This window comes from Flavobacterium riviphilum (assembly GCF_055231795.1).
In genome coordinates this window covers 148,795-170,819 of record NZ_JBUYSY010000006.1, presented here as the reverse complement: position 1 = coordinate 170,819, position 22,025 = coordinate 148,795, and the positions used below count along the sequence as shown (strand labels likewise).

The following is a 22,025-nucleotide window of genomic DNA, read 5'->3' as shown; positions in this document are numbered from 1 at the left end:
TAGAAGTTAGAAGTTAGAAGTTAGAGGTTAGAAGTTAGAAGTTAGAGGTTAGACGTTAGAGGTTAGAGGTTAGACGTTAGCCCTTTGACTGTACTTCGACTTCGCTCAGCATAAACTACTCAGGGTGACGAAGAAAAAGATAGAAGTTGGAAGTGTAAGGATTAGAGATAAAAAAAGAGGCTTACGCCTCTATTTTGTTGTATTCTTATTTCTTTAATCGGGGTTCAAACAACAAGCAAACGGGTTCGCAAACAGCGATTCGTTTTTCGGTATCGGTTAATTTTCCAGAATTTTTATCCCTTCTGAACACCACCACTTCATTGCTTTTTTGGTTGGCTACCAATAAAAGATTTCCCGTTGGATCGATGGTAAAACTACGCGGACCAACCCCCAAAGTACTTGTCGTATCAACCCATTCTAATCGACCATTTTTCAATACTTTGAAAACAGAAATCGTATTGGCTTGTGCTCTGTTGGTGGCATATAAAAACTTACCGTCTGGAGAAAGTCCAATAGCCGCTGCACCAAAATCGCCTTGATAGTCCCTAGGCATCACCGAGGTATCTTCAATCAACTTCAATTCGCCTTTGATGAAACTAAATACAGACAGCCCTCCGTCCAATTCATTTAATACATAAACCGTTTTTCCCTCTTCATCAAAAGTTAGATGACGTGGCCCTCCACCTGCACGTACACTGACACTTCCTTTAAAGGTTAAGATGTCTTTACTAGCATCGGCATTGTATTGGTATACATAAATTTTATCTGTCCCAAGATCTACCGCTAACACATACTTTTTATCAGGAGAAAAGGCTACCATATGCAAGTGGGCACTTTCCTGACGTGCCGTATTTGGGCCATTGCCCGAAAACTGAATCACTTGTTTGGCATCGGTGATACTACCATCGGCATTTTTAAAAAACACCGTAATGTTCCCTCCAGAATAATTGGCCGTAATGACGTTTTTATCATCGGTAATAATATGACACGGATTGGCTCCTTGTGTAGCTTGCTTGTTCAACACTATCATTTTACCCGCTTTACCATCGTAGCTAAAGGAAGTTACCGTACTATTGGCTCCTGTTTCGTTTACCGCATATAAATATTTGTTGTCTGGCGACAAGGCTACAAAACTAGGGTTCTGAATGTTGACCGTAGTACCATGCAATAAGGAATTGCCCGATATCACATCGAATTTATAATTATAAATCCCTTTATTTTCGCAAGATTTTGTATAAGTACCTACTACTAAATGATATAAATCCTGTTGTGCCTGTGCCGTCGTACAAAACACACTTAAAGCCAATAAAATAAATTTTATCTTCATCTGTCTATTTTTTTTTTACAGGAAAATGGAATGTCAAAAACATTACCCAATGGGTTAATGATTCTTTCGTGGACGTTGCATTGAAATCCTTTTTTGAGGCGCGAAAATAAACAATAATTTATAATCTTAACCTTAGGAACCCATTTGTTTTTGGAGGCTTTTTTTCGGCTACGTTTAAGAGAAGTGAAGAGTGAAGAGTGAGAAGTGAGAAGTTAGCCCTTCGTCTTCGCTCAGGGTGACGGGTAGAAGTGAGAAATTAGATATTAGATATTAGAAGTGAGAAGTTAAAAGTGAGAAGTTAGAGGTGAGAAATTAGCCCTTCGACTTCGCTCAGGGTGACGGGTAGAAGTGAGAAATTAGATATTAGATATTAGAAGTGAGAAGTTAGCCCTTCGACTTCGTTCAGGGTGACGGGTAGAAGTGAGAAGTGTGGGTTAGCGGTTAGCTATTAGCTTGGGGTTTGGCGTTTTTTTTAGACAAAAAAGATGCTTTGGGCATAGATTTGCTACTGATTTCAAGCATCGGGTGCGTACCCTTGAAACTAGACTCTAAACTTTCAAAAAAATCTCATAAAAACATCGTTCAAATTCGTATTTTTGAATGGTGATAACTATGGGTAAACCACCTTTTGTTCCATAGCCACTCCATTTTATATCCAAAGCCAGCCATAGTATGCAGTTTAAACATCCTGAAATTTTATACTTTTTATTTTTTCTGTTGGTTCCCCTTTTGATCCACTTGTTTCAACTCAGGCGATTTAAGACGGAGTATTTTACCAATGTTCGCTTTTTACAACAGCTATCCGTTGAATCCAGAAAAAGTTCCAAAATCAAAAAACGATTGCTATTAGCGAGTCGGTTACTCTTGTTATTTTTTCTGATTTTAGCCTTTGCCCAACCTTTTTGGGAAGACCCTACTAGATCAAAAACAACTAAAGAATTGTATATCATCTTAGACAATTCATTCAGCATGCAAGCCAAGGGCAATCGCGGCGAGTTGTTACAACGAGCCATACAAGACCTGTTAGAGAATACCCCTGCTAATGCCACTTTTTCATTGCTCACTAACGAAACTGCCTTTTGGCACACCGACAAAGCTTCGATACAAAAAGAGTTGCAACAACTTCCCTATAGCGCCACAGCATTTGATAGTCAGTTGCAATTACAAAAAATATATGCTACCCATAAAACCGCTCCTAAGGAGATTCTCATCATCACTGACGGATTAGAACCCGCCGTTTCAAAATGGATGCCCCTTCCCAAAGAAGATCAGGTATTTTGGATACAGCCAGAGGCAGAGCACACTAAAAACATAAGTATTGACAGTGTGTTTGTAGCTCCCACTTCGGAAGATTTCTATGATTTGACGGTACAACTACAAGGCTACGGACAAGATCAATCGCCCGTTGCTGTTGCCATCTACAACGAAAATCAGTTGGTAGCCCAATCGATGATACGAATGGATGCCCCCAAAAAAGCGGTACACTTTACGTTACGACAACAACCGTTTCACGGTTACGCTAAACTGACCCATACAGGCTTGCCCTATGATGACACCTACTATTTTAGTCTTGCCGACAAACCCAAAACCCGCGTATTGTGCCTAGGCACAGCCCAAAAGAATGAATTCTTAAGTCGGATTTTCACGTCTGACGCCTTTCAAATGGTCTCCTCTGAACTCAAGACCTTAGATTACAACCTCATAGAACAGCAAAACACCGTAGTGCTTAACGAATTAGACGTGCTTCCGCAAGCCCTACAAACTACCTTACTTTCCTTTGTTACAAAAGGAGGGAATCTTATTATTATCCCCTCCCTAGCCACTCCCTTGGAATCCATGAATAGTTTTTTGAAGCGCTTTGGACAGTTGCAACTGCTCCCCATGGCACCTCAATCAAAACCTATCAGCACCATTCATTTCAACCACCCGCTTTTCAAAGGCGTGTTTGAACGTAGTGTCCGCAATTTTGAATACCCAAAAATCGAACAAGGTTTTGCCTTGAACAGTCGGTATCCAAGTGTACTCTCCTATGATGACGAAAGTGTATTTCTGACTGCCCTCTCCAAATCAAATGGCCGTGTATATGTGTTTGCCGCTCCCATCAATACAGTGAATTCCAACTTTCAGCAATCGCCTTTGATAGTTCCTGTATTTTATCAAATGGGTATCGACAAGCAAACTACTGCTATGCGCGCTATTACCATAGGTGATGATCGTCCCTATTGGGTCCCCGCAGCCTTAGATCAATCAGGTGTTTTGCAAGTGAAAGGTTCTACCGAATCTTTTATCCCCTTACAACAACTGGCCGATGGAAAAGTACGTTGTCATTTTGGGGCCTTGCCTAAGCAGGCGGGTAACTATTCGATTTACCACAAAAACAAAGCCTTAGATCGTTTGAGTTTCAACTATGCCCGAACAGAAAGTGATCTTACCACACGTCCCATTGCTGTTCCGAGTCATTTTAAAACCGAAAACAGTATAAAAACGGTGTTTCAAACCTTAGAAACCGACACCACAGATTCCTATCTTTGGAAATGGTTTCTTATCTTTGCCCTAGCCTTTTTATTGATAGAAATGGCCATCATCCGATTTGTAAAATAAGTATAATACTGAGCTCACTCCATGAAAATCCTACTTAAATCCGCTACTATTCTTGACAGCAAAAGCCCTTACCATCAAAAAGTTATGGATGTCTTAATTCAAGATGGTCTCCTTCAAAAAATAAGCCCAAACCTAGAAGATGCTGAAGCTCAAGTGCTTCAATTTCCAAATCTTCACCTATCTACTGGCTGGTTTGACAGCAGTGTCTCGCTCGGGGAACCTGGATTTGAAGACCGAGAAACCTTAGTACATGGGCTGGAAGTAGCTGCCAAAAGTGGTTTTACAGGTATCGCACTTCAACCCAATACTTTTCCTGTTATTGACAATCAAGCGCAAATACATTTTGTACAACACAAAGCCCAAAATACACTTACCGCCCTTTATCCAATAGGCGCTTTGACCGTAAATAGTGAGGGAAAAGATTTGGCCGAATTATACGATATGAAAAATTCGGGTGCAATTGCCTTTGGTGATTATAACAAAAGTTTAGAAAATGCCAATTTGCTAAAAATAGCTTTACAATACGTACAAGATTTTGATGGTTTAGTTATTGCTTATTGCCAAGATGAAAAAATTAAAGGCAACGGATTGGTTCATGAAGGTGTTGCCGCCACCCGTTTAGGACTGAAAGGCATCCCGAGTTTGGCCGAAACGCTTCATATTGCTAGAAACCTCTTTTTATTGGAATATACTGGTGGAAAACTACACATTCCTACCCTGTCTTCGGCCGAGTCTGTAGCTTTGATTCGCGAGGCCAAAGCCAAAGGACTAGCCGTAAGCTGTAGTGTAAGCGTACACCATTTGGTGTTGACCGATGCCGTGTTGGATGGCTTTGACACGCGATACAAAGTAAGCCCGCCATTGCGAAGCGAATCCGACAGGCAAGCCTTACTTGCTGGTGTGCTCGATGGCACTATCGACGTGATTACTACAGACCACAACCCCATCGATATTGAACATAAGAAAATGGAATTTGACACCGCCAAAAATGGCACGATAGGATTAGAAAGTGCTTTTGGAGCTTTACTCAACGTGTTACCTTTAGATGTAGTCATAGAAAAACTGACTTATGGCAGAACGCTTTTCCAAGTCGACACCCCTAGTATCGTTGAGGGACAAAAGGCCAATGTAACCCTTTTTACACCTGAGGGAAGTTCCGTATTTACCAAAGCTTCTATACTTTCCAAATCCCAAAACTCGGCCTTTTTAGGACAAGTGCTCCAAGGCAAAGTGTATGGATGTATCCGTGAGCATCAAATGGTTTTATCTTAAAAAATTATAAAAATGATAGTTACTAAAGAAGGAAAAAACATTGCTATAGTAAGTTACCTTACGATTATTGGCGCCGTCATTGCCATTTTTATGAATACAGAAAAGAAAGATCCTTTTGCCTCATTTCACATACGTCAGGCGCTAGGTATTTTTGCTTCCTTTTTTTTAATTGGGTATTTCATTGGCTATTTTGATAGTTGGATGATTTCTTCTGCTTTTTATCTTTTTTATTTTGTGCTATGGATTTATGGTTTCATTGCTGCTTTACAAGGAGAAACCAAAGAAGTACCACTTTTGGGCGCGCAATTTCAAAAGATTTTTAAAAATATTTGAGGTTAGAGGTTAGAAATTAGAAGGCAGAAATTAGAAGGCAGAAATTAGAAGTTAGCCCTTCGACTGCGCTCAGGGTGACGGTTAGATGTAAGAAATTAGAGGTTAGAAATTAGAGGTTAGAAGTTTAAGTTTTAAGGTTACGGTTATCAATAAAAATTACCTTTTTAAGAGCTACTTCAGATTTTATTCTCTCTTTGGTTTGCTTCTCGTTGAGGAAATTCCTTCATTGTTGGGAAGACAAATGGAACGAGAGTAGCCTACAGCAGTTTGGGAATAATCCTTATTAACCACAATACACATAAAGAAAAAAAAGATTGCTTTCAGAAGTTTCTGCTTCAAAAGGCATTGTAACGGATAATTTCATGGCACGAAAAAAGTAGGTCAACGCTTTGTTACCGACTGAATCGTGCTTATTTTTGCACGAATCCAAGGTCGGAACTATTTTTTTGCCGACACCTATTTATTAATCCATTCCATATTATTCTTGTATGAAGCTATCGCTAGACTATAAAATAAAAGAACCTACTGTCATCTTACCCCAAAATCCCGTATTGCTATTATTGCATGGATACGGCAGTAACGAGGCCGATTTGTTCTCCTTTGCCCCTGAACTCCCCGATCATTATTATATCATATCTGCACGAGCGCCATTTGACTTACAATACGGTAGCTATGCTTGGTATGCCATTAATTTTGATGCCGATCAAAACAAATTTTCCGACAACGAACAGGCTCGTGCTTCACGAGATTTGATTGTTACTTTTTTAGAAGAATTAAAACAACAGTATCCTATAGATCCCCATCAAGTCACCCTAATCGGATTTAGCCAAGGCGCCATTTTGAGCTATGCCGTCGCTTTGTCGTATCCCGAAAAAATAAAACAGATTGTCGCGATGAGTGGCTACTTGAATCCGGAGCTATTGACCGAAGACTATTTAAAAAACGACCTTCATAGGTTGCGTGTTTTTGCCTCTCATGGCACCGTAGACCAAGTAATCCCTGTAGAATGGGCCAGAAAAACGGCACCGTTTTTAGAAAAACTTGGGGTAGCAGTTACCTACAAAGAATACCCAGTAGGTCATGGGGTTTCGCCACAGAATTTTTATGATTTTAAGCAGTGGTTGTAAGAGTGAATGGTGAGAAGTGAGAAGTGAGAAGTGATTAGTAATTAGTAATTGGTGATTAGCTCTTCAGCTGTACTTTGGCTTCGCTCAGCATAAACTACTCAGGGTGACGGCTAAAGGTTAGATATTAGAAGTTAGAGGTTAGAAGTTAGAGGTTAGAGGTTAGAAGTTAGAGGTTAGAAGTTAGCCTTCGACTGTACTTCGGCTTCGCTCAGCATAAACTAGTCAGGATGACGGGTAGAGGTTAGCTTTCGACTGTACTTCGGCTTCGCTCAGCATAAACTACACAGGGGCACAATTTAGTGAAAGATTACATCCCGAAGTTTTGTTTATTACAAGGCTTCGGGATTATTTTTAACTCTGATAAAAGTTAGCCTTGACACCATTATTTATTGTACAATAACGATTGTTGTACTTCAAAACTGATGGATTCGTCGTCATTGACAAAATACTTCAACAGTACTTCTCCCCAATATTCGCCATCACTGAAATCGGCTATGATCCAACGATGGTTCAACAAGCGCACTTTGTTGATTACAAATTTATTGGCGCCAATAGCGTCTTGCCCAGTATAGGGATTGCCTTTTGGATTGGCATTAAAGTCTAATAACTTTTCAGTAACCACCGGAATTAATTTTTCAACCAAAATGGATTTATTAGGATTGGTGGCTTCAAAATAATTTTGTGCATTTTCGTTTTTGGCCAACGAAAAGTAATTCGCTTCCTCTATTTCCAATTGTAGCTTTTGCACTTTAGCGTTATGCTTTTCAGTAGCTACTTTATTTTTTTCTTGTTCAAATTTCAATTCTTTACTCAAATACACATACGTATACACATTGAATAAAATTGCTAAAATTAAACCGTACAGCAAGAAAGATTGTTTCATTTGTTTGTCTTATTTGTTTTTTGGGTAAAATGTAACGCCCATAATCCTATCCCTATATTTCAACACGAATTAGATTGAGCGTTTCATAAATTACAATTTAATTGATTTTCAGTCTCTTTTGATTTTATTTTTCCTGACTTAGACTGTGCTTTTCTCCACTCGATGCATGGTGATGCTTTACAAGGTGATGGACAAATTATCGTAGGCCAAAAATACATTTTCTGGCAACATTTTTTGCACTTCTTCATGAAAACCTAACAAATGACTGATATGCGTCAGATAGGCCTTTTGTGGCTGTAATTGCTTGATACAATCCAATGCTTCTTGCAGGTTAAAGTGAGTGCTGTGGGGTTCTACACGCAACGCATTGATTACCAAAATCTCTAATCCTTGTAGTTTATCAAATTCGGATTCCGGTATCGTTTTAACATCGGTCAAATAGGCAAAATTATCCAGTCGGTACCCCAACACTTCCAGATCACCATGCCACACTTTAACAGGTATCACGGTTTTATCGCCTAATGTAAAATTTTGATCCGACACCACTTCAATGGTACGTACTGAGGGTGCACCGGGATAACGGTTTTCGGTTTCAAAGATATAATCGAATCGTTTCTTTAAATTGTCAATTACTCGTTGTTGAGCATAAATTGGCATGGGTCCCTGTTTGAAATTGAAAGGGCGAATATCGTCTAATCCGGCGGTATGATCGGCATGTTCGTGGGTAAACAAAATACCATCTAGTTTCTGGCAATTGGAAGCCAACATTTGTTGCCTAAAATCGGGACCGCAATCGATTACGTACGAATGGCCTTCCCATGCGATCCAGAGGGACACCCGGAGCCTTTTATCCTTAGTATCAGTACTTTTACATACGGGATGTGTGCTCCCGATAATTGGAATGCCTTGAGAAGTGCCTGTGCCTAAAAAATAGATAGTCAATGCAGTATAATTTTTTTACAAAAATAGAATTATTTATGATTCATTTCGAAATCGATTTAATTAACTTTGTAGCAAAAACACCACTATTACTAATCTAATGGACACACACAAAATCAAACTCAAAGGCGATAAGTTTATAGAACAAATCCCTTCGATTAAAGACAAAGCCTTACGCATCAACCTCAACGAGAATATTTACGGAACGTTTGCAGAAATTGGTGCAGGACAAGAGACGGTTCGCCATTTTTTTAGAGCTGGAGGATCCTCGGGAACCATAGCCAAGGCCATGTCGGCTTACGACAAAGACTTTAGTGATGCCGTTTATGGCGTAGAAAAAGACGGTCGCTACGTTACTGAAAGTCGCCTCAAGAAAATGTTAACCTTTGAAGGGGAGTTAATAGAAGAACGATTGAGTCGCGCCAAACACCCTAACAAATTGTTTTTCAGTTATGCCAATACGGTAGCCACCATCGATTTTGCCAAACAATTTAAAGGACATGGATGGGTCGGAATTCGTTATCAACTGGACCCTAACGAAGCCTACAACGAAATCATTCTTCACATCCGTTTTAAAGAAAACGATTCGCGTTTGCAACAAGAAACTTTAGGGATTTTGGGGGTTAACCTAATTTATGGTGCCTTTTACAAATACAATGATCCTAAAAAACTGTTGCGTTATTTGTATGACCACCTCGACAAAGATCAATTGGAAATCGACACCATCAATTTTTCAGGACCCCGTTTTAGCGAGGTAGACAACCGATTGATGAGTTTGCAATTGGTTAAAAATGGCATGACCGATGCCGTAATGTTCAACCCTGAAGGAATGAATGTATTACCGGCTGCTGTACTGTACAAGAAAAACATTTTGGCTTTTAGAGGTAGTTTCCGTCCAGTAACCAAAGTAAACATGGACATGTACGAAAACTCTATAAAAATGTTTTTAGACGAAAACAAAGTAGTCAAAGAAAACACTCAAGTTATCTTCGAAATCACCTTATCGAACTTGCGTTCTGATGGTGAAATTGACGAGAGAGATTTTATGGATCGTGCAGAATTGTTGTGTTCTTTGGGGCAAACTGTAATGATTTCTAATTTCCAAGAATACTACAAAGTAGTGGAATATTTTGCCAATTATACCAAAGCAAGAATGGGATTGGCCATGGGGGTAAACAACCTAGTTGATATCTTTGACGAGAAATATTACCGTCATTTGAGCGGTGGAATACTCGAAGCTTTTGGTAAATTATTCTACCGTGATTTGAAAGTCTTCTTATACCCTATGTTGGGCGAAAACGGAGAAATCATTACCTCAGACAATCTAAAAGTACACCCTCGTATGAAAGAATTGTACAAATTCTTCAAATTCAACGGCAAAGTAGAAGACATTACCGAATACGATCCTACCATATTGGAAGTATTCTCCAGAGAAGTCCTTAAAATGATCAGCCAAGGCAAACCTGGTTGGGAAAGTATGCTCCCTAAAGGTGTGGCCGAAATCATCAAAAAGAAACATTTGTTTGGCTATCACCCTGATAAAGTACTGCAATCTTAACGGTATACTTACAAAACCAAGTTTATTTGATAGACTTGGTTTTTTTTAGATAGTGAATGGTGAATGGTGAATGGTGAATAGTGAATAGTAATAAGTAACTAGCCAATTCCAATCAGAAATACTCACTTAATAGTGAATAGTGAATGGTGAATGGTGAATAGTAATTAGTGAATAGTAATTAGTAACTAGCCAATTCCAATCAGAAATACTCACTTAATAGTGAATAGTGAATGGTGAATAGTGAATAGTAATTAGCCAATACTAATCAAAAATACTCACTTAACACTGAATACTTAATACTGATTACTGAACACTGAACACTTTTTTCACTGTTCTATTTTGTAGCATTGAAGTCGATTTTAGTTCGGCGGAGTTCAAAGTTTTGGCCGAGATAGACTCTACGCACCATTTCATCTTCTACTAATTCTTCTGGTGTACCGGCTTTGAGGATGCCTCCTTCAAACATCAAATAGGTTTTATCCGTGATGGCTAAAGTTTCTTGCACGTTATGGTCGGTAATTAGAATCCCGATGTTTTTATTTTTTAATTGCGCCACAATGCGTTGAATGTCCTCCACCGCTACAGGGTCGACCCCTGCAAAGGGTTCGTCAAGCAAAATAAACTTAGGATCCGTAGCCAAGCAACGCGCGATTTCGGTACGACGTCGTTCCCCTCCCGAAAGCAAATCTCCCCTATTGGTGCGAATGTGTTCCAAACTGAATTCGGCAATCAAACTCTCCATTTTGGCTATTTGCTCTTCCTTGGTATAATTGGTCAATTGCAACACACTCAAAATATTGTCTTCAATACTCAATTTTCGAAAAACTGAAGCTTCTTGTGCTAAATAGCCTACCCCGTGTTGGGCGCGCTTATACATAGGATACTCAGTAATGTCCAAATCGTCCAAATAGATGTGCCCTGCATTGGGCTTCACCAATCCCACTATCATATAAAACGAGGTGGTTTTCCCTGCTCCATTAGGTCCTAACAATCCAACAATTTGTCCTTGATTTACTTCTAAGGAGATTCCTTTTACTACACTTCGCCCTTTATAGGTTTTTACCAGATTATCGGCTCTTAATTTCATCAGTTTATACTATTTGTTTTTTATTGGAAGACGGAACCCCTAAAATTATATCGCTATGCATCATTATACTAGCCGTAGGCGTTTTATTCTTCTTTTATTTGGAGTTGTTGCCTAGCTAAGCCTCTTCGTTTCTTAGCGTTTTAGCCACCAATTTTATTCTATTATTCTTGCGCTTCTAAAGCTTCCCAAAATTCATAGGCTCTGCGCAAATGCGGTACTACAATGGTCCCTCCAACTAAAGTAGCAATCCCCATGGCTTCCATCATTTCTTCGCGAGTCACCCCTTCTTTATAACTGGTTTCCAAATGGTACTTGATACAATCGTCGCAGCGCAAGACGGCTGAAGCTACCAAACCCAACAACTCTTTGGTTTTTACATCCAAAGCTCCTGCCGCATAGGCGTTGGTATCCAAATTAAAAATACGCTTTACAATTTTATTGTTGTCTGCCAACAATTTCTCGTTCATCTTGGAACGGTATTCGTTGAATTCTTGAACTATATCAGCCATACTTAGTTGTTTTGTTTACGGACTACCAATTTAGAAATTAAAATACTCACTTCGTAAATAAGAAGCATCGGAATGGCTACAATAGTTTGACTCACCACATCGGGAGGTGTTACAATAGCCGCCACAATCAAGATAATGATTACTGCATATTTCCAATATTTTCTTAAAAATTCAGGAGTTACGAGTCCGAGTTTGGTTAGAAAATAAATAATAATCGGTAATTCAAAGAACAATCCGCCTGCCAAAACAGAGGTTTTCACCAATCCCATATAGGAATCTAGCGTAAATTGATTCTTGACAATATCTGAAACCGTAAAAGTAGCCACAAAATTGATCGACATCGGAATGATGACAAAATAGCCAAAAAGCACCCCTAAAAAGAACAATAATGAAGAGACACTGATGAAAAATTTGGCCCCTTTTTTTTCTTGTTCGTACAATGCAGGACTGATAAATTTCCACACTTCAAATAGAATAAAGGGAAAACTCAGGATAAAGCCCGACAGCAAACACATCCATACAAAGATGTTGACCTGCCCTTCCATTTGGGTATTTTGGATGATAAAAGGCAATTCGGTTATACAAATACTATCCACAAAACCCAATTGATGCGACAAGTCGCAAAAAAAGCGATACGTAAAAAAGGAAGGACGTGTGGGTCCGAATATCAGCGTATCAAAGAGATAATCGCTAAAAAAATACGTCACAAAAGCCATAATTAAAATGGCCGTTGTACTTCTTACTAACACCCATCTCAGTTCTTCGAGATGGTCTAAAAACGACATTTCGTTCAGGTTTTTTTTAGCCATTATACAATCCCTTCTTTTAAAATGTCATGCAAATGCAACACCCCTTGGTACACTCCATTGTCTACCACGATGAGTTGGGTAATCGAAAAATCCTCCATCATATTGAATGCGTCTATGGCCATGGCTTCGGAATGGATTTGTTTGGGATTGCGCGTCATAATATCGCTTGCGATTACACCAGCTATACTGTCGCGGTCGTTGAGCATGCGACGCACATCACCATCGGTAATGATTCCCACCACTTTTTCGTCTTCGATTACGGCGGTAACTCCCAAACGTTTTTCGGAAATTTCAAAAATGGCTTTCTTTATTGAGGTATCAGGGCTTACTTGTGGTTTTTGAGAATGTTCTATGACATCTTTTACTTTCAATAGTAATTTTTTCCCCAAAGCACCTCCCGGATGGTATTTGGCAAAATCTTCGGCTTGGAAACCGCGCATTTCCATCAAACAAACCGTTAGGGCATCCCCCATCACCAATTGAGCAGTTGTACTGTTGGTAGGTGCTAAATTCATTGGACAAGATTCAGCTTCTACCGTAGTATTGAGTACATAATGCGACCCTTTGGCCAAAAACGAACTCATATTTCCAGTCATTCCTATTAAGGTATTCCCAAAACGTTTCAACAGGGGCACTAAGACTTTAATTTCGGGACTGTTCCCACTTTTGGAGATGCAAATGATCACATCTTCGTCTTGAATCATACCTAAATCGCCATGAATGGCTTCTGAAGCATGTAAAAATAAAGCAGGTGTTCCTGTGGAATTGAGTGAGGCTACAATTTTTTGAGCGATAATGGCACTCTTTCCAATTCCCGTAATCACCACGCGCCCTTTGGATTGGTATATTTTATGTAGTGTTAAAAGAAACTGATCGTCTAGATAGGAAGCCAATTTCAAAATGGATTCACTTTCCGAAAGAATTGTTTTTTGGGCTAAAGCCAGTAGGTTTTCGTTGCTTATCAAAACAGAATTATTAAATTTGTATTAATAAAAGATTTTTGTATCTTTAAGAGATGCAAATTTATACAAAATACCACAAAATAGCATGAATTCACACGAAATTGATTTACACAAAGAATTAAAAAAGTATTTCGGCTTCAGTCAATTTAAAGGATTGCAAGAACAAGTAATTACCAGTCTTCTTAATAAAGAAAACACTTTTGTAATTATGCCGACCGGTGGAGGAAAATCTTTATGTTATCAATTGCCCGCTCTTATTTTAGAAGGAACGGCAATAGTAGTTTCTCCTTTAATTGCCTTAATGAAGAACCAAGTAGACGCGATTAGGAGTTTGTCTTCGGAGCAAGGTGTAGCCCACGTACTGAACTCTTCGCTCACCAAAACAGAAATTGCCCAAGTAAAAAAAGACATTACCTCAGGCATAACCAAGTTGTTGTACGTGGCTCCAGAGTCGCTGACCAAAGAAGAGTATGTACAGTTTTTGCAACAAGTTCCCTTGTCCTTTGTAGCCATTGATGAAGCGCACTGTATCTCGGAATGGGGTCATGATTTCCGTCCTGAGTATCGAAATTTGCGTCATATTATACGTCAATTGGGCAAAGTTCCCGTTATTGGATTGACCGCGACCGCTACCCCGAAAGTACAAGAAGACATTTTGAAAAATCTAGAAATGTCGGATGCCAAAACCTATAAAGCTTCCTTCAATCGTCCGAATCTCTATTATGAAGTGCGTCCTAAAACCAAAACGATTGAATCGGATATCATCCGATACATCCGTCAACACAAGGGCAAATCGGGCATTATTTATTGCTTGAGTCGCAAAAAAGTAGAATCGATAGCCGAGGTGTTGCAAGTAAACGGCATTAGTGCTGTTCCCTATCACGCTGGCTTAGACGCTAAAACCCGAGCCAAACACCAAGACATGTTTTTGATGGAGGATGTTGATGTGGTAGTGGCCACGATTGCTTTTGGTATGGGAATCGACAAACCCGATGTCCGCTATGTCATTCACCACGACATTCCTAAATCGCTAGAAAGTTACTATCAAGAAACTGGGCGTGCGGGTCGCGATGGTGGAGAAGGTCACTGTCTTGCCTATTACTCCTATAAAGATGTCGAAAAATTAGAAAAATTCTTGGCGGGCAAACCTGTGGCTGAGCAAGAAATTGGTTTTGCGCTACTCCAAGAAGTGGTGGCATATGCCGAGACCTCTATGTCTAGACGTAAATTCCTTTTGCATTATTTTGGTGAAGAGTACGACAATGAAACAGGGGAAGGCGGTAACATGGACGACAACGTTCGTCACCCTAAAACCAAAGTGGAAGCCATGAATGAAGTGGTCCAACTGCTGGAAGTCGTACAAAAAACCAAACATATCTATAAATCCAAAGAAATTGTACACACTTTATTGGGTAAAGTCAATGCCGTTATCAAAGCACATAAAACCGATAGTCAATCGTTTTTTGGCTGTGGTGCTGCTCATGACGACAAATTCTGGATGGCCTTATTGCGTCAGGTCTTAGTCAACGGTTATTTGGCCAAAGACATCGAAACCTATGGTATTGTTAAAATCACCCCTAAAGGTTTAGACTTTTTGCAACATCCCGTGTCGTTTGAAATGACCGAAGACCATGAGTACACCGATGCTGACGATGATGCTATCATCAGCAATACCAAAACTTCGGTAGCCGCCGATGAAAACTTGATGGTATTACTTAAAGATTTGCGTAAAAAAGAAGCCAAAAAACTGGGCGTCCCTCCTTTTGTGGTATTCCAAGATCCTTCGTTAGAGGACATGGCTTTAAAATACCCTATCTCCTTATCCGAATTGACCAACATCCACGGTGTAGGTGAAGGTAAAGCCCGTAAATACGGTAAGGCGTTTGTCTCGCTTATCCAACAGTATGTAGAAGAAAACGACATTATCCGTCCTGATGACTTGGTGGTTAAAACTACTGGTGTCAACTCGGCCAACAAACTTTATATCATCCAGAGTATCGACCGCAAATTGGCTCTAACTGATATCGCCGCTGCCAAAGGCTTAAGCATGGAAGCCCTTATCAAAGAGATGGAGCAAATTGTGTATTCGGGTACTAAATTGAATATTAGTTATTGGGTAGACGAACTGCTCGATGAGGACCAACAAGAAGAAATACACGATTACTTCATGGATTCGCATTCTGATAATATTGAGATTGCATTGAAAGAATTTGATGGTGATTACGATATAGACGAATTGCGTTTGATGCGTATTAAGTTTATTAGTGAAGTAGCGAATTAGGGAGTGGTTGTGAGGTGTGGGTTTTGGGTTATGGGTTGTGAGGTGTGAGTTGTGGGTTTTGAGTGTTATAAATGAATACTAACATTAATAATTGATTGTTTTATTTTAACCGCAAGGAGCGCAAAGACTTACGCAAAGATCACAAAGAGAATTCTTAAATGGTGGAAAATTTAACCGCAAGGAGTGCAAAGACTTACGCAAAGGTCACAAAGAGAAATTGTATATGATTACAATTTTAACCGCAAGTTTCACAAAGACTTACGCAAAGATCACAAAGAGAATTCTTAAATGGTGGAAAATTTAACCGCAAGGTTCGCAAAGTCTTACGCAAAGGTCGCAAAGAGAACTCTGAAATGGTGGAAAATTTAACCGCAAGGGTCGCAAAGGCTTACGCAAAGGGCGCTCATTTCAGGGTTGTCCTTTGGTCTTCTATGTAGACTAACGGCTAACTTTTTTACTGTAATTATACATTCAATTTTTACCGACAACAAACACACCCCCAGCCCCTCTCAAGAGGGGAGCAGTACTGCTTTTAAACCTATCCTCCTTATGTACTATCATCCTATTTTATTTTTAATGTAACCGTTGAGTGAAATGTACCCTAATTATTGCTGTGCTTGACGTTTTTTTTTTAACCGCAAGGATCGCAAAGACTTACGCAAAGGTCACAAAGAGAATTCTTAAATGGTGGAAAATTTAACCGCAAGGTTCGCAAAGACTTACACAAAGGGCGCTCATTTCAGGGTTGTCCTTTGGTCTTCTATGTAGACTAACGGCTAACTTTTTTACTGTAATTATACATTCAATTTTTACCGACAACAAACACACCCCAACCCCTCTCAAGAGGGGAGCAGTACTGCTTTTAAACCTATCCTCCTTATGTACTATCATCCTATTTTATTTTTAATGTAACCGTTGAGTGAAATGTACCCTAATTATTGCTGTGCTTGACGTTTTTTTTTAACCGCAAGGTTCGCAAAGACTTACGCAAAGGGCGCAAAGAGAACTCTGAAATGGTGGAAAATTTAACCGCAAGGTTCGCAAAGACTTTCGCAAAGGTCGCTCATTTCAGGGTTGTCCTTTAGTTTTCGATGTAGACTAACGGCTAACGTTTTTTCTTAATCTTTACTCTTTACACTAAAAAACTATTAGATGTAATCTCCTGTATTTCTATAAAATAAAAACATCAGATGAATCTCATAAAAAAAACACTCTTTTAAACAACACCTTCAACACCTATAATTACAGCCATCAAAATGGTATATTTTTACTAATTTAGCTGTCCAATACCATTAACAATTTAAAATATGTTTCGAAACACTTTGCTTATAGCCACTCTCCTTTATTTGATCTCTTGTAAAAATGAATCGAATGACTTTTCAAAAATTAAAGCTTCACAATGGCTGATAGGACAATGGGAATATCAATCGAATCAGGGTATTCTTAAAGAAACATGGACTTCGGTAAACGATAGCACCCTTGAAGGCACTTCCTTTTTTATTAAGGACAAAGACACGCTTCATCACGAAACTATCGTACTTCAAGAAAAAGACAACAATTTGTTGTATATAGCTACCATCAAAGGTGAAAATGAAGATGAAGCAGTAATCTTTCCGTTAACATCAAACAACGACAAAAGCTTAATTTTTGAAAACCCAAAACACGACTATCCTCAAAAAATAACGTATAGCAACAACAAAGACCAACTTACCGCAACTATATCGGGTATTCAATTTGGAAAAAAAAACATCGAATCTTTTACCATGAAAAAGGTAAAGTAATCCTACACACACTAAAACACAACCTCGAGACTAACTCTCGAGGTTTTTTTGTGCTTGATTTTTAACACTAAAGAAGAATTTTTATTTTTTTATTTTTTTATTAATATTTAATCTAAATAAAGTATAAAAAACCCGAAAAAGATTTTATATTTGCAGCGTTATTTTTAATAAATCCAAATAAGCATGAAATATAACGTATTAACTTTATTATTAATGAGTGGCTTACTGAGTCATGCACAAGAAAACACTACTGCAAGCATTACTTCAGAAAACATAAAAACACAAAGTGAATTGTTTACAAGTGAAAATGATACCGTAAAAAACAAAAAAGGAGGTATTTTGAACGAAGTTTTTGTAAAAGCTCACAAACAAAGAAAACCAGTTTCTGCAATACGTTCAGGATTAAAGCCAATGGACAACCCTCAAACTGTACAAATAATTGGTGCTGAAGTTATTGAACAACAACAATCCATTCGATTGAGTGATGTTATAAAAAACGCGAATGGCATCTATGTAGGTTCTGCACGAGGGGGCGCTCAAGAATCGTTTTGGTCAAGAGGTTATGACATGACTGCCAACAACATGTTTAAAAATGGATTTCGCTTTAACGGAGGTTCAATTCCAGAAATTTCGGGCTTAGAAAAAGTAGAATTTCTTAAAGGAGGTGCTGCACTTTTGTATGGAAATGTTGCTCCTGGTGGTATTTTGAACTTAATTACAAAAACTCCAAAATTCAACGAAGGAGGAGAAGTTGCTTTACAAATTGGAAGTTACAACTATTACAAACCCGCCTTCGATGTGTATGGCCCAATAAATCAATCTATTGCCTATCGCTTCAATGGTTCTTATGAAAACTCGGAAAGTTTTAGAGATGTTGTCAAAAATGAGCGAATCTATTTTAACCCTTCGTTTTTATTTTTACTTTCAGAAAAAACACAGATTACATTACAGGGAGATTATTTGGATGCAGATTGGACACCCGATTTCGGAACCGGTATAATTGGTAAAAAAATCTTAGACTTACCAAGAAATCAATTCTTTGGTGCTAAATGGTCCAATGGAAATACCAAATCATCAAGCACCTCTGTCTTATTAGAACACGATTTTAATAAAGATTGGAAACTGAATTTTAATACTTCATTTCAGAACTATAACAGAACTCAAAAGTCTACCGCACAGATTTCAGCGTTAGACACCTATGCCGTTCCTGGAACTTGGAACAGAGGTTTGGTGCAAAACAAAAACTTAGAAAAAATATTTGGTGATCAATTAAGTTTACAAGGAGTTTTTCATACAGGTAAAGTAAAACATCAAATTTTCACTGGAGTCGATTATGAACTTTCAATTGCAGACAATTACACCTACGCTTTTAAAGAAAAAGCAGTAATAGTTAACGGCAAATACGACCCTAATCTTTATGACACCATAAATCTTTTTACATTTGACCCAAACACACAAAGAAATGATATCCCCAAAGCCACCAACACTCGAATAGCTACTACTGAAACCACACGTTTTGGTGGATATGTACAAGATTTAATTTCTTTTACCGATAAATTAAAATTGTTAGCAGGTATTCGTTGGTCTTGGCAAGAAGCACAAGTTACCACTAGAGATTTGGAAAAGAACACCGTAACCATAGGGATAAAAAATTTAAACAGAGCGTTTTCTCCAAAAGCTGGTTTAGTTTACCAACCTAACAAAACCACTACAATTTTCGGAAGTTATTCCAACTCTTTTACACCAAATACAGGAACCACGGTTGACTTTAAACCACTGAACCCTTCAATTATTGACCAATATGAGGTAGGAATTAAAAAAGATTTCATGAAAGGTTTGATCACTACAAATCTTACGGCTTACATTATTCAAAACAATAATCTAGCACAAACTGCTGCCTTTGGCGCTGATGGCAAAACTCCCAACGCTAATACTGATTTTAAAGAATTGGTTGGAGGAACCGAAGGTAAAGGTATTGAAATTGACATCAATGCCAATCCAATGAAAGGACTAAACCTAATTGCTGGATATAGTTTTAACGAAACCAAAATCACAAAAACCTCAGGAACTAATGGCAGCTTGGTAGAAGGTGATGTACTTACTCGCACCCCAAAACACACCGCCAACTTTAGTGTGTTTTACAAAGTTCCCGAAGGTCTTTTGAAAGGAATAAGTTTTGGTGCTATGGCTAGCTATATCGGTGACCGTGTAGGAGGTTGGAACGACCGTTATGTTTGGACCGAAACTAAACCCGCTACTAACCCAAAATCTTACATTGTAACCATTGAAGACCGTGACATTCCTTTGGAAGGCTATGCTACCTTAGATCTTTCTATTGGATACGACTGGAAAAAAGTATCACTTTTGTGTAAAATTTCGAACGTAACCAATGAATTGAACTATACAGTACATGAAAATTACAGTGTCAATCCTATTGCTCCTACTCAAATTATGGCTACTTTGCGCTACAAAATTTAAAACCTTAACCCAATCAAATTCTCATTATGAAAAAAATTAATTTTAGAAATTTACATCGTGATTTAGGATACTTTTATATAGGTCTAATTGTTTCGTTTGCTTTTTCAGGTTTATTAATGAATCACAGAGATATGTGGCATCCTGAAAAATATACCACAGAAGTAAAACCGGTTGAAATTCAGTTACCAGAAAAAGATAAAATCACAGAAGAATATGCTGAAAGTCTAGCAGAAAAATTAGGTTTCGAAGATAAATTCAGACGACACAACATTAAAAAAGGCGTACTGAAAGTATCTTTTGAAAAACATGATATCGAGATTGACACCAAAACAGGCAAAGGCGAATTGGTTACTTTCATCAAAACACCAATTATCAGCCAAACAATGAAACTGCATAAAAACACTTCCAATTTTTGGATTTATTACTCTGATATTTTTGCGATAAGTTTGATTATTATCGCTTTAACTGGAACTATAATGATTAAAGCAGGAAAATACAGTTGGAAAAATCGCGGTTGGAAATTAGCCGTTGCCGGCGTAGTTTTCCCACTGCTATTCTTAATCTTTTTCAGCTAATATACAGCATAAAGTATATACCTTTTTAGCAGTACTAATACAACTGTAAGCTTATTCATCAGACATTAACAATCCATTTTGTCAAAAAAGTAAAGCCTCGCTTTGTAAAGCGAGGTTTTACTTTTTTAAATACTCCTCAAATTCAGTATATTTGAGATCCTTTTTTAACTTTAAAAATAACTTTTCTATGGCTACGCATCAATTGAAGAAAAATTTAGGGCAAAGTTTTAACATTGCTGTTCTAGTTGGAGGCACAATTGGTGTAGGTATTTTGAGAACACCGGGCACCATAGCAGAACAATTGGCTAATTATTGGCTAATACTATTCGCTTGGATCATTGGAGGTTTATATGTACTTATGGGAGCTAATGCCTATGCTGAATTGGCTACCATGTTACCAAAAGCAGGTGGCTCTTACAATTATGTCAAAAGAGCATTTGGTGATTATTTGGGTTTTTTGACCGGCTGGTTCGATTATATACTAAACGCCATTCCCCCAGCCTTTTTTTGTATTGTTATCAGCGAGTATACTATCATTTTGTTTCCCGATTTGAGTAATTTTAAAACGGTACTTTCCTTGGCTTTATTAGTAGCTTTTTTAGGATTGCATCTTCAAGGAGTTAAAAACGGGAATATTATTCAACAATTTACGAGTTTACTGAAAGTGATTTGTTTTGTTGCCCTAATTATAGCTTGCTTTATAGTAAGTAACAATGAACCTCCGCAAATCAATTATTCTTCATCAGTAGTCACTGCTGGTATTTGGGTGAGTTTGTTCAAATCCTTACAACTTATCATCGGTACTTATAATGGTTGGAATGGTGTTTGCTTTTTTGCCGAAGAAAATGAAAATCCTAGCCTTGACATACCAAAATCTTTGTTTAGAGGAGTACTTTTAGTTATAGTTATCTATGTGTTAGTGAATATTGCGTTTTTCAATGTACTATCCTTACAAGATATTGCTCAATCCAATTTAGCTGCAGCTGATGTCGCCAAAGTCATTTTTGGTGAATATGGCGCAACTATTGTAACGGTGATTTCAATTTTTTCGTTACTAAGCATATTAAATGCTTTCATGATGATTCCACCAAGAATTCTTTATGGATTGAGTCGTGATGGTTTTTTTATTCAAAAAGGCGCTGTAGTAAATAAAGGTGGAACACCAATTGTAGCACTTTTGATATCTAGTGCTTTTAGTTTTTTATTAATTGTTATTGGTTCTTTCGAAGTACTGTTTTCTTTTACTGCTTTTATTTCAATTGTGGTTTGGGCACTAGCCTTTTTCTCCCTATTAAAACTCAGAAAAACCGAACCTGAATTGCCAAGACCTTATAAAGCAGTTGGAAATCCATGGACCACAATTATTGCAATTCTAGCCTCTTTTGGCCTTTTTATAGGATTTATTTTCAGCGATCCAAACGGGTTTATCATAATTATCGCACTAGTTATTCTATCCTATCCTTTATATTTATTGACCAAAAAATTGAATCACACGAAATAAAT

17 protein-coding genes are annotated in these 22,025 nt (G+C 38.2%); 10 read left to right on the top strand and 7 right to left on the bottom strand.

Features of this window, described 5'->3' with window-relative positions:
- Window positions 1-205: 205 nt before the first annotated feature.
- Window positions 206-1,327 carry a lactonase family protein gene (locus ACZIX2_RS08375; RefSeq protein WP_463339642.1) on the bottom strand — a complete coding sequence of 374 codons (1,122 nt, stop codon included), beginning with the start codon at window positions 1,325-1,327 and terminating at the stop codon, window positions 206-208.
- A 672-nt stretch (window positions 1,328-1,999) separates the two neighbouring features.
- Between ACZIX2_RS08375 and ACZIX2_RS08370 the strand changes: the two genes are divergently transcribed.
- The 4 genes from ACZIX2_RS08370 (at window position 2,000) to ACZIX2_RS08355 (ending at window position 6,660) form a co-directional block, all read left to right on the top strand.
- Entirely contained in the window at window positions 2,000-3,928 is a 1,929-nt protein-coding gene (locus tag ACZIX2_RS08370) for a BatA domain-containing protein (protein ID WP_463339641.1), read from the top strand.
- Between the two features lie 21 nt (window positions 3,929-3,949).
- On the top strand, window positions 3,950-5,200 hold the full coding sequence (locus ACZIX2_RS08365; protein WP_463339640.1) for a dihydroorotase: 1,251 nt from the start codon (window positions 3,950-3,952) through the stop codon (window positions 5,198-5,200).
- A 12-nt stretch (window positions 5,201-5,212) separates the two neighbouring features.
- Window positions 5,213-5,533 carry a DUF4870 domain-containing protein gene (locus ACZIX2_RS08360; RefSeq protein WP_463339639.1) on the top strand — a complete coding sequence of 107 codons (321 nt, stop codon included), beginning with the start codon at window positions 5,213-5,215 and terminating at the stop codon, window positions 5,531-5,533.
- Window positions 5,534-6,021: 488 nt separating this feature from the next.
- The gene (locus ACZIX2_RS08355) at window positions 6,022-6,660 is read left to right on the top strand and encodes an alpha/beta hydrolase (protein ID WP_463339638.1); all 639 of its coding nucleotides are present in this window, start codon (window positions 6,022-6,024) and stop codon (window positions 6,658-6,660) included.
- Between the two features lie 382 nt (window positions 6,661-7,042).
- Here ACZIX2_RS08355 and ACZIX2_RS08350 read toward each other — a convergent pair whose 3' ends face one another.
- Both ACZIX2_RS08350 and ACZIX2_RS08345 read right to left on the bottom strand, forming a co-directional pair.
- On the bottom strand, window positions 7,043-7,543 hold the full coding sequence (locus ACZIX2_RS08350) for a hypothetical protein (protein ID WP_463339637.1): 501 nt from the start codon (window positions 7,541-7,543) through the stop codon (window positions 7,043-7,045).
- Between the two features lie 177 nt (window positions 7,544-7,720).
- A complete protein-coding gene (locus ACZIX2_RS08345; protein WP_463339636.1) occupies window positions 7,721-8,485 on the bottom strand; it encodes an MBL fold metallo-hydrolase in 765 nt (254 codons plus the stop codon).
- 97 nt (window positions 8,486-8,582) lie between these two features.
- Here ACZIX2_RS08345 and ACZIX2_RS08340 point away from each other — a divergent pair, with 97 nt between their 5' ends.
- Complete coding sequence (locus ACZIX2_RS08340) at window positions 8,583-10,040, top strand: TonB-dependent receptor (RefSeq protein ID WP_463339635.1); 1,458 nt, start codon at window positions 8,583-8,585, stop codon at window positions 10,038-10,040.
- A 334-nt stretch (window positions 10,041-10,374) separates the two neighbouring features.
- On the opposite strand, the gene lptB is transcribed toward ACZIX2_RS08340, so the two are convergent.
- The 4 genes from lptB to ACZIX2_RS08320 all read right to left on the bottom strand — a co-directional run bounded on the left by lptB (window position 10,375) and on the right by ACZIX2_RS08320 (window position 13,410).
- Window positions 10,375-11,127 carry an LPS export ABC transporter ATP-binding protein gene (gene lptB / locus ACZIX2_RS08335; RefSeq protein WP_463339634.1) on the bottom strand — a complete coding sequence of 251 codons (753 nt, stop codon included), beginning with the start codon at window positions 11,125-11,127 and terminating at the stop codon, window positions 10,375-10,377.
- A gap of 161 nt (window positions 11,128-11,288) precedes the next feature.
- Entirely contained in the window at window positions 11,289-11,636 is a 348-nt protein-coding gene (locus tag ACZIX2_RS08330; protein WP_463339633.1) for a carboxymuconolactone decarboxylase family protein, read from the bottom strand.
- Between the two features lie 2 nt (window positions 11,637-11,638).
- A complete protein-coding gene (gene tatC / locus ACZIX2_RS08325; RefSeq protein WP_463339632.1) occupies window positions 11,639-12,445 on the bottom strand; it encodes a twin-arginine translocase subunit TatC in 807 nt (268 codons plus the stop codon).
- The gene (locus tag ACZIX2_RS08320; protein WP_463339631.1) at window positions 12,445-13,410 is read right to left on the bottom strand and encodes a KpsF/GutQ family sugar-phosphate isomerase; all 966 of its coding nucleotides are present in this window, start codon (window positions 13,408-13,410) and stop codon (window positions 12,445-12,447) included. Before ACZIX2_RS08320 ends, tatC begins: the two co-directional genes overlap by 1 nt.
- 82 nt (window positions 13,411-13,492) lie before the next feature.
- On the opposite strand from ACZIX2_RS08320, the gene recQ reads away from it, so the two are divergent.
- The 5 genes from recQ to ACZIX2_RS08295 all read left to right on the top strand — a co-directional run bounded on the left by recQ (window position 13,493) and on the right by ACZIX2_RS08295 (window position 22,023).
- Complete coding sequence (gene recQ, locus ACZIX2_RS08315; RefSeq protein WP_463339630.1) at window positions 13,493-15,688, top strand: DNA helicase RecQ; 2,196 nt, start codon at window positions 13,493-13,495, stop codon at window positions 15,686-15,688.
- A 1,307-nt stretch (window positions 15,689-16,995) separates the two neighbouring features.
- Window positions 16,996-17,469: a DUF6265 family protein gene (locus ACZIX2_RS08310; protein ID WP_463339629.1), complete on the top strand. Its 474-nt coding sequence runs from the start codon at window positions 16,996-16,998 to the stop codon at window positions 17,467-17,469.
- A gap of 183 nt (window positions 17,470-17,652) precedes the next feature.
- Window positions 17,653-19,947: a TonB-dependent siderophore receptor gene (locus ACZIX2_RS08305; protein ID WP_463339628.1), complete on the top strand. Its 2,295-nt coding sequence runs from the start codon at window positions 17,653-17,655 to the stop codon at window positions 19,945-19,947.
- A 26-nt stretch (window positions 19,948-19,973) separates the two neighbouring features.
- Window positions 19,974-20,522, top strand: coding sequence for a PepSY-associated TM helix domain-containing protein (locus ACZIX2_RS08300; protein ID WP_463339627.1), 549 nt, complete (start codon window positions 19,974-19,976; stop codon window positions 20,520-20,522).
- Window positions 20,523-20,709: 187 nt separating this feature from the next.
- A complete protein-coding gene (locus tag ACZIX2_RS08295; RefSeq protein WP_463339626.1) occupies window positions 20,710-22,023 on the top strand; it encodes an APC family permease in 1,314 nt (437 codons plus the stop codon).
- Window positions 22,024-22,025 lie beyond the last annotated feature (2 nt).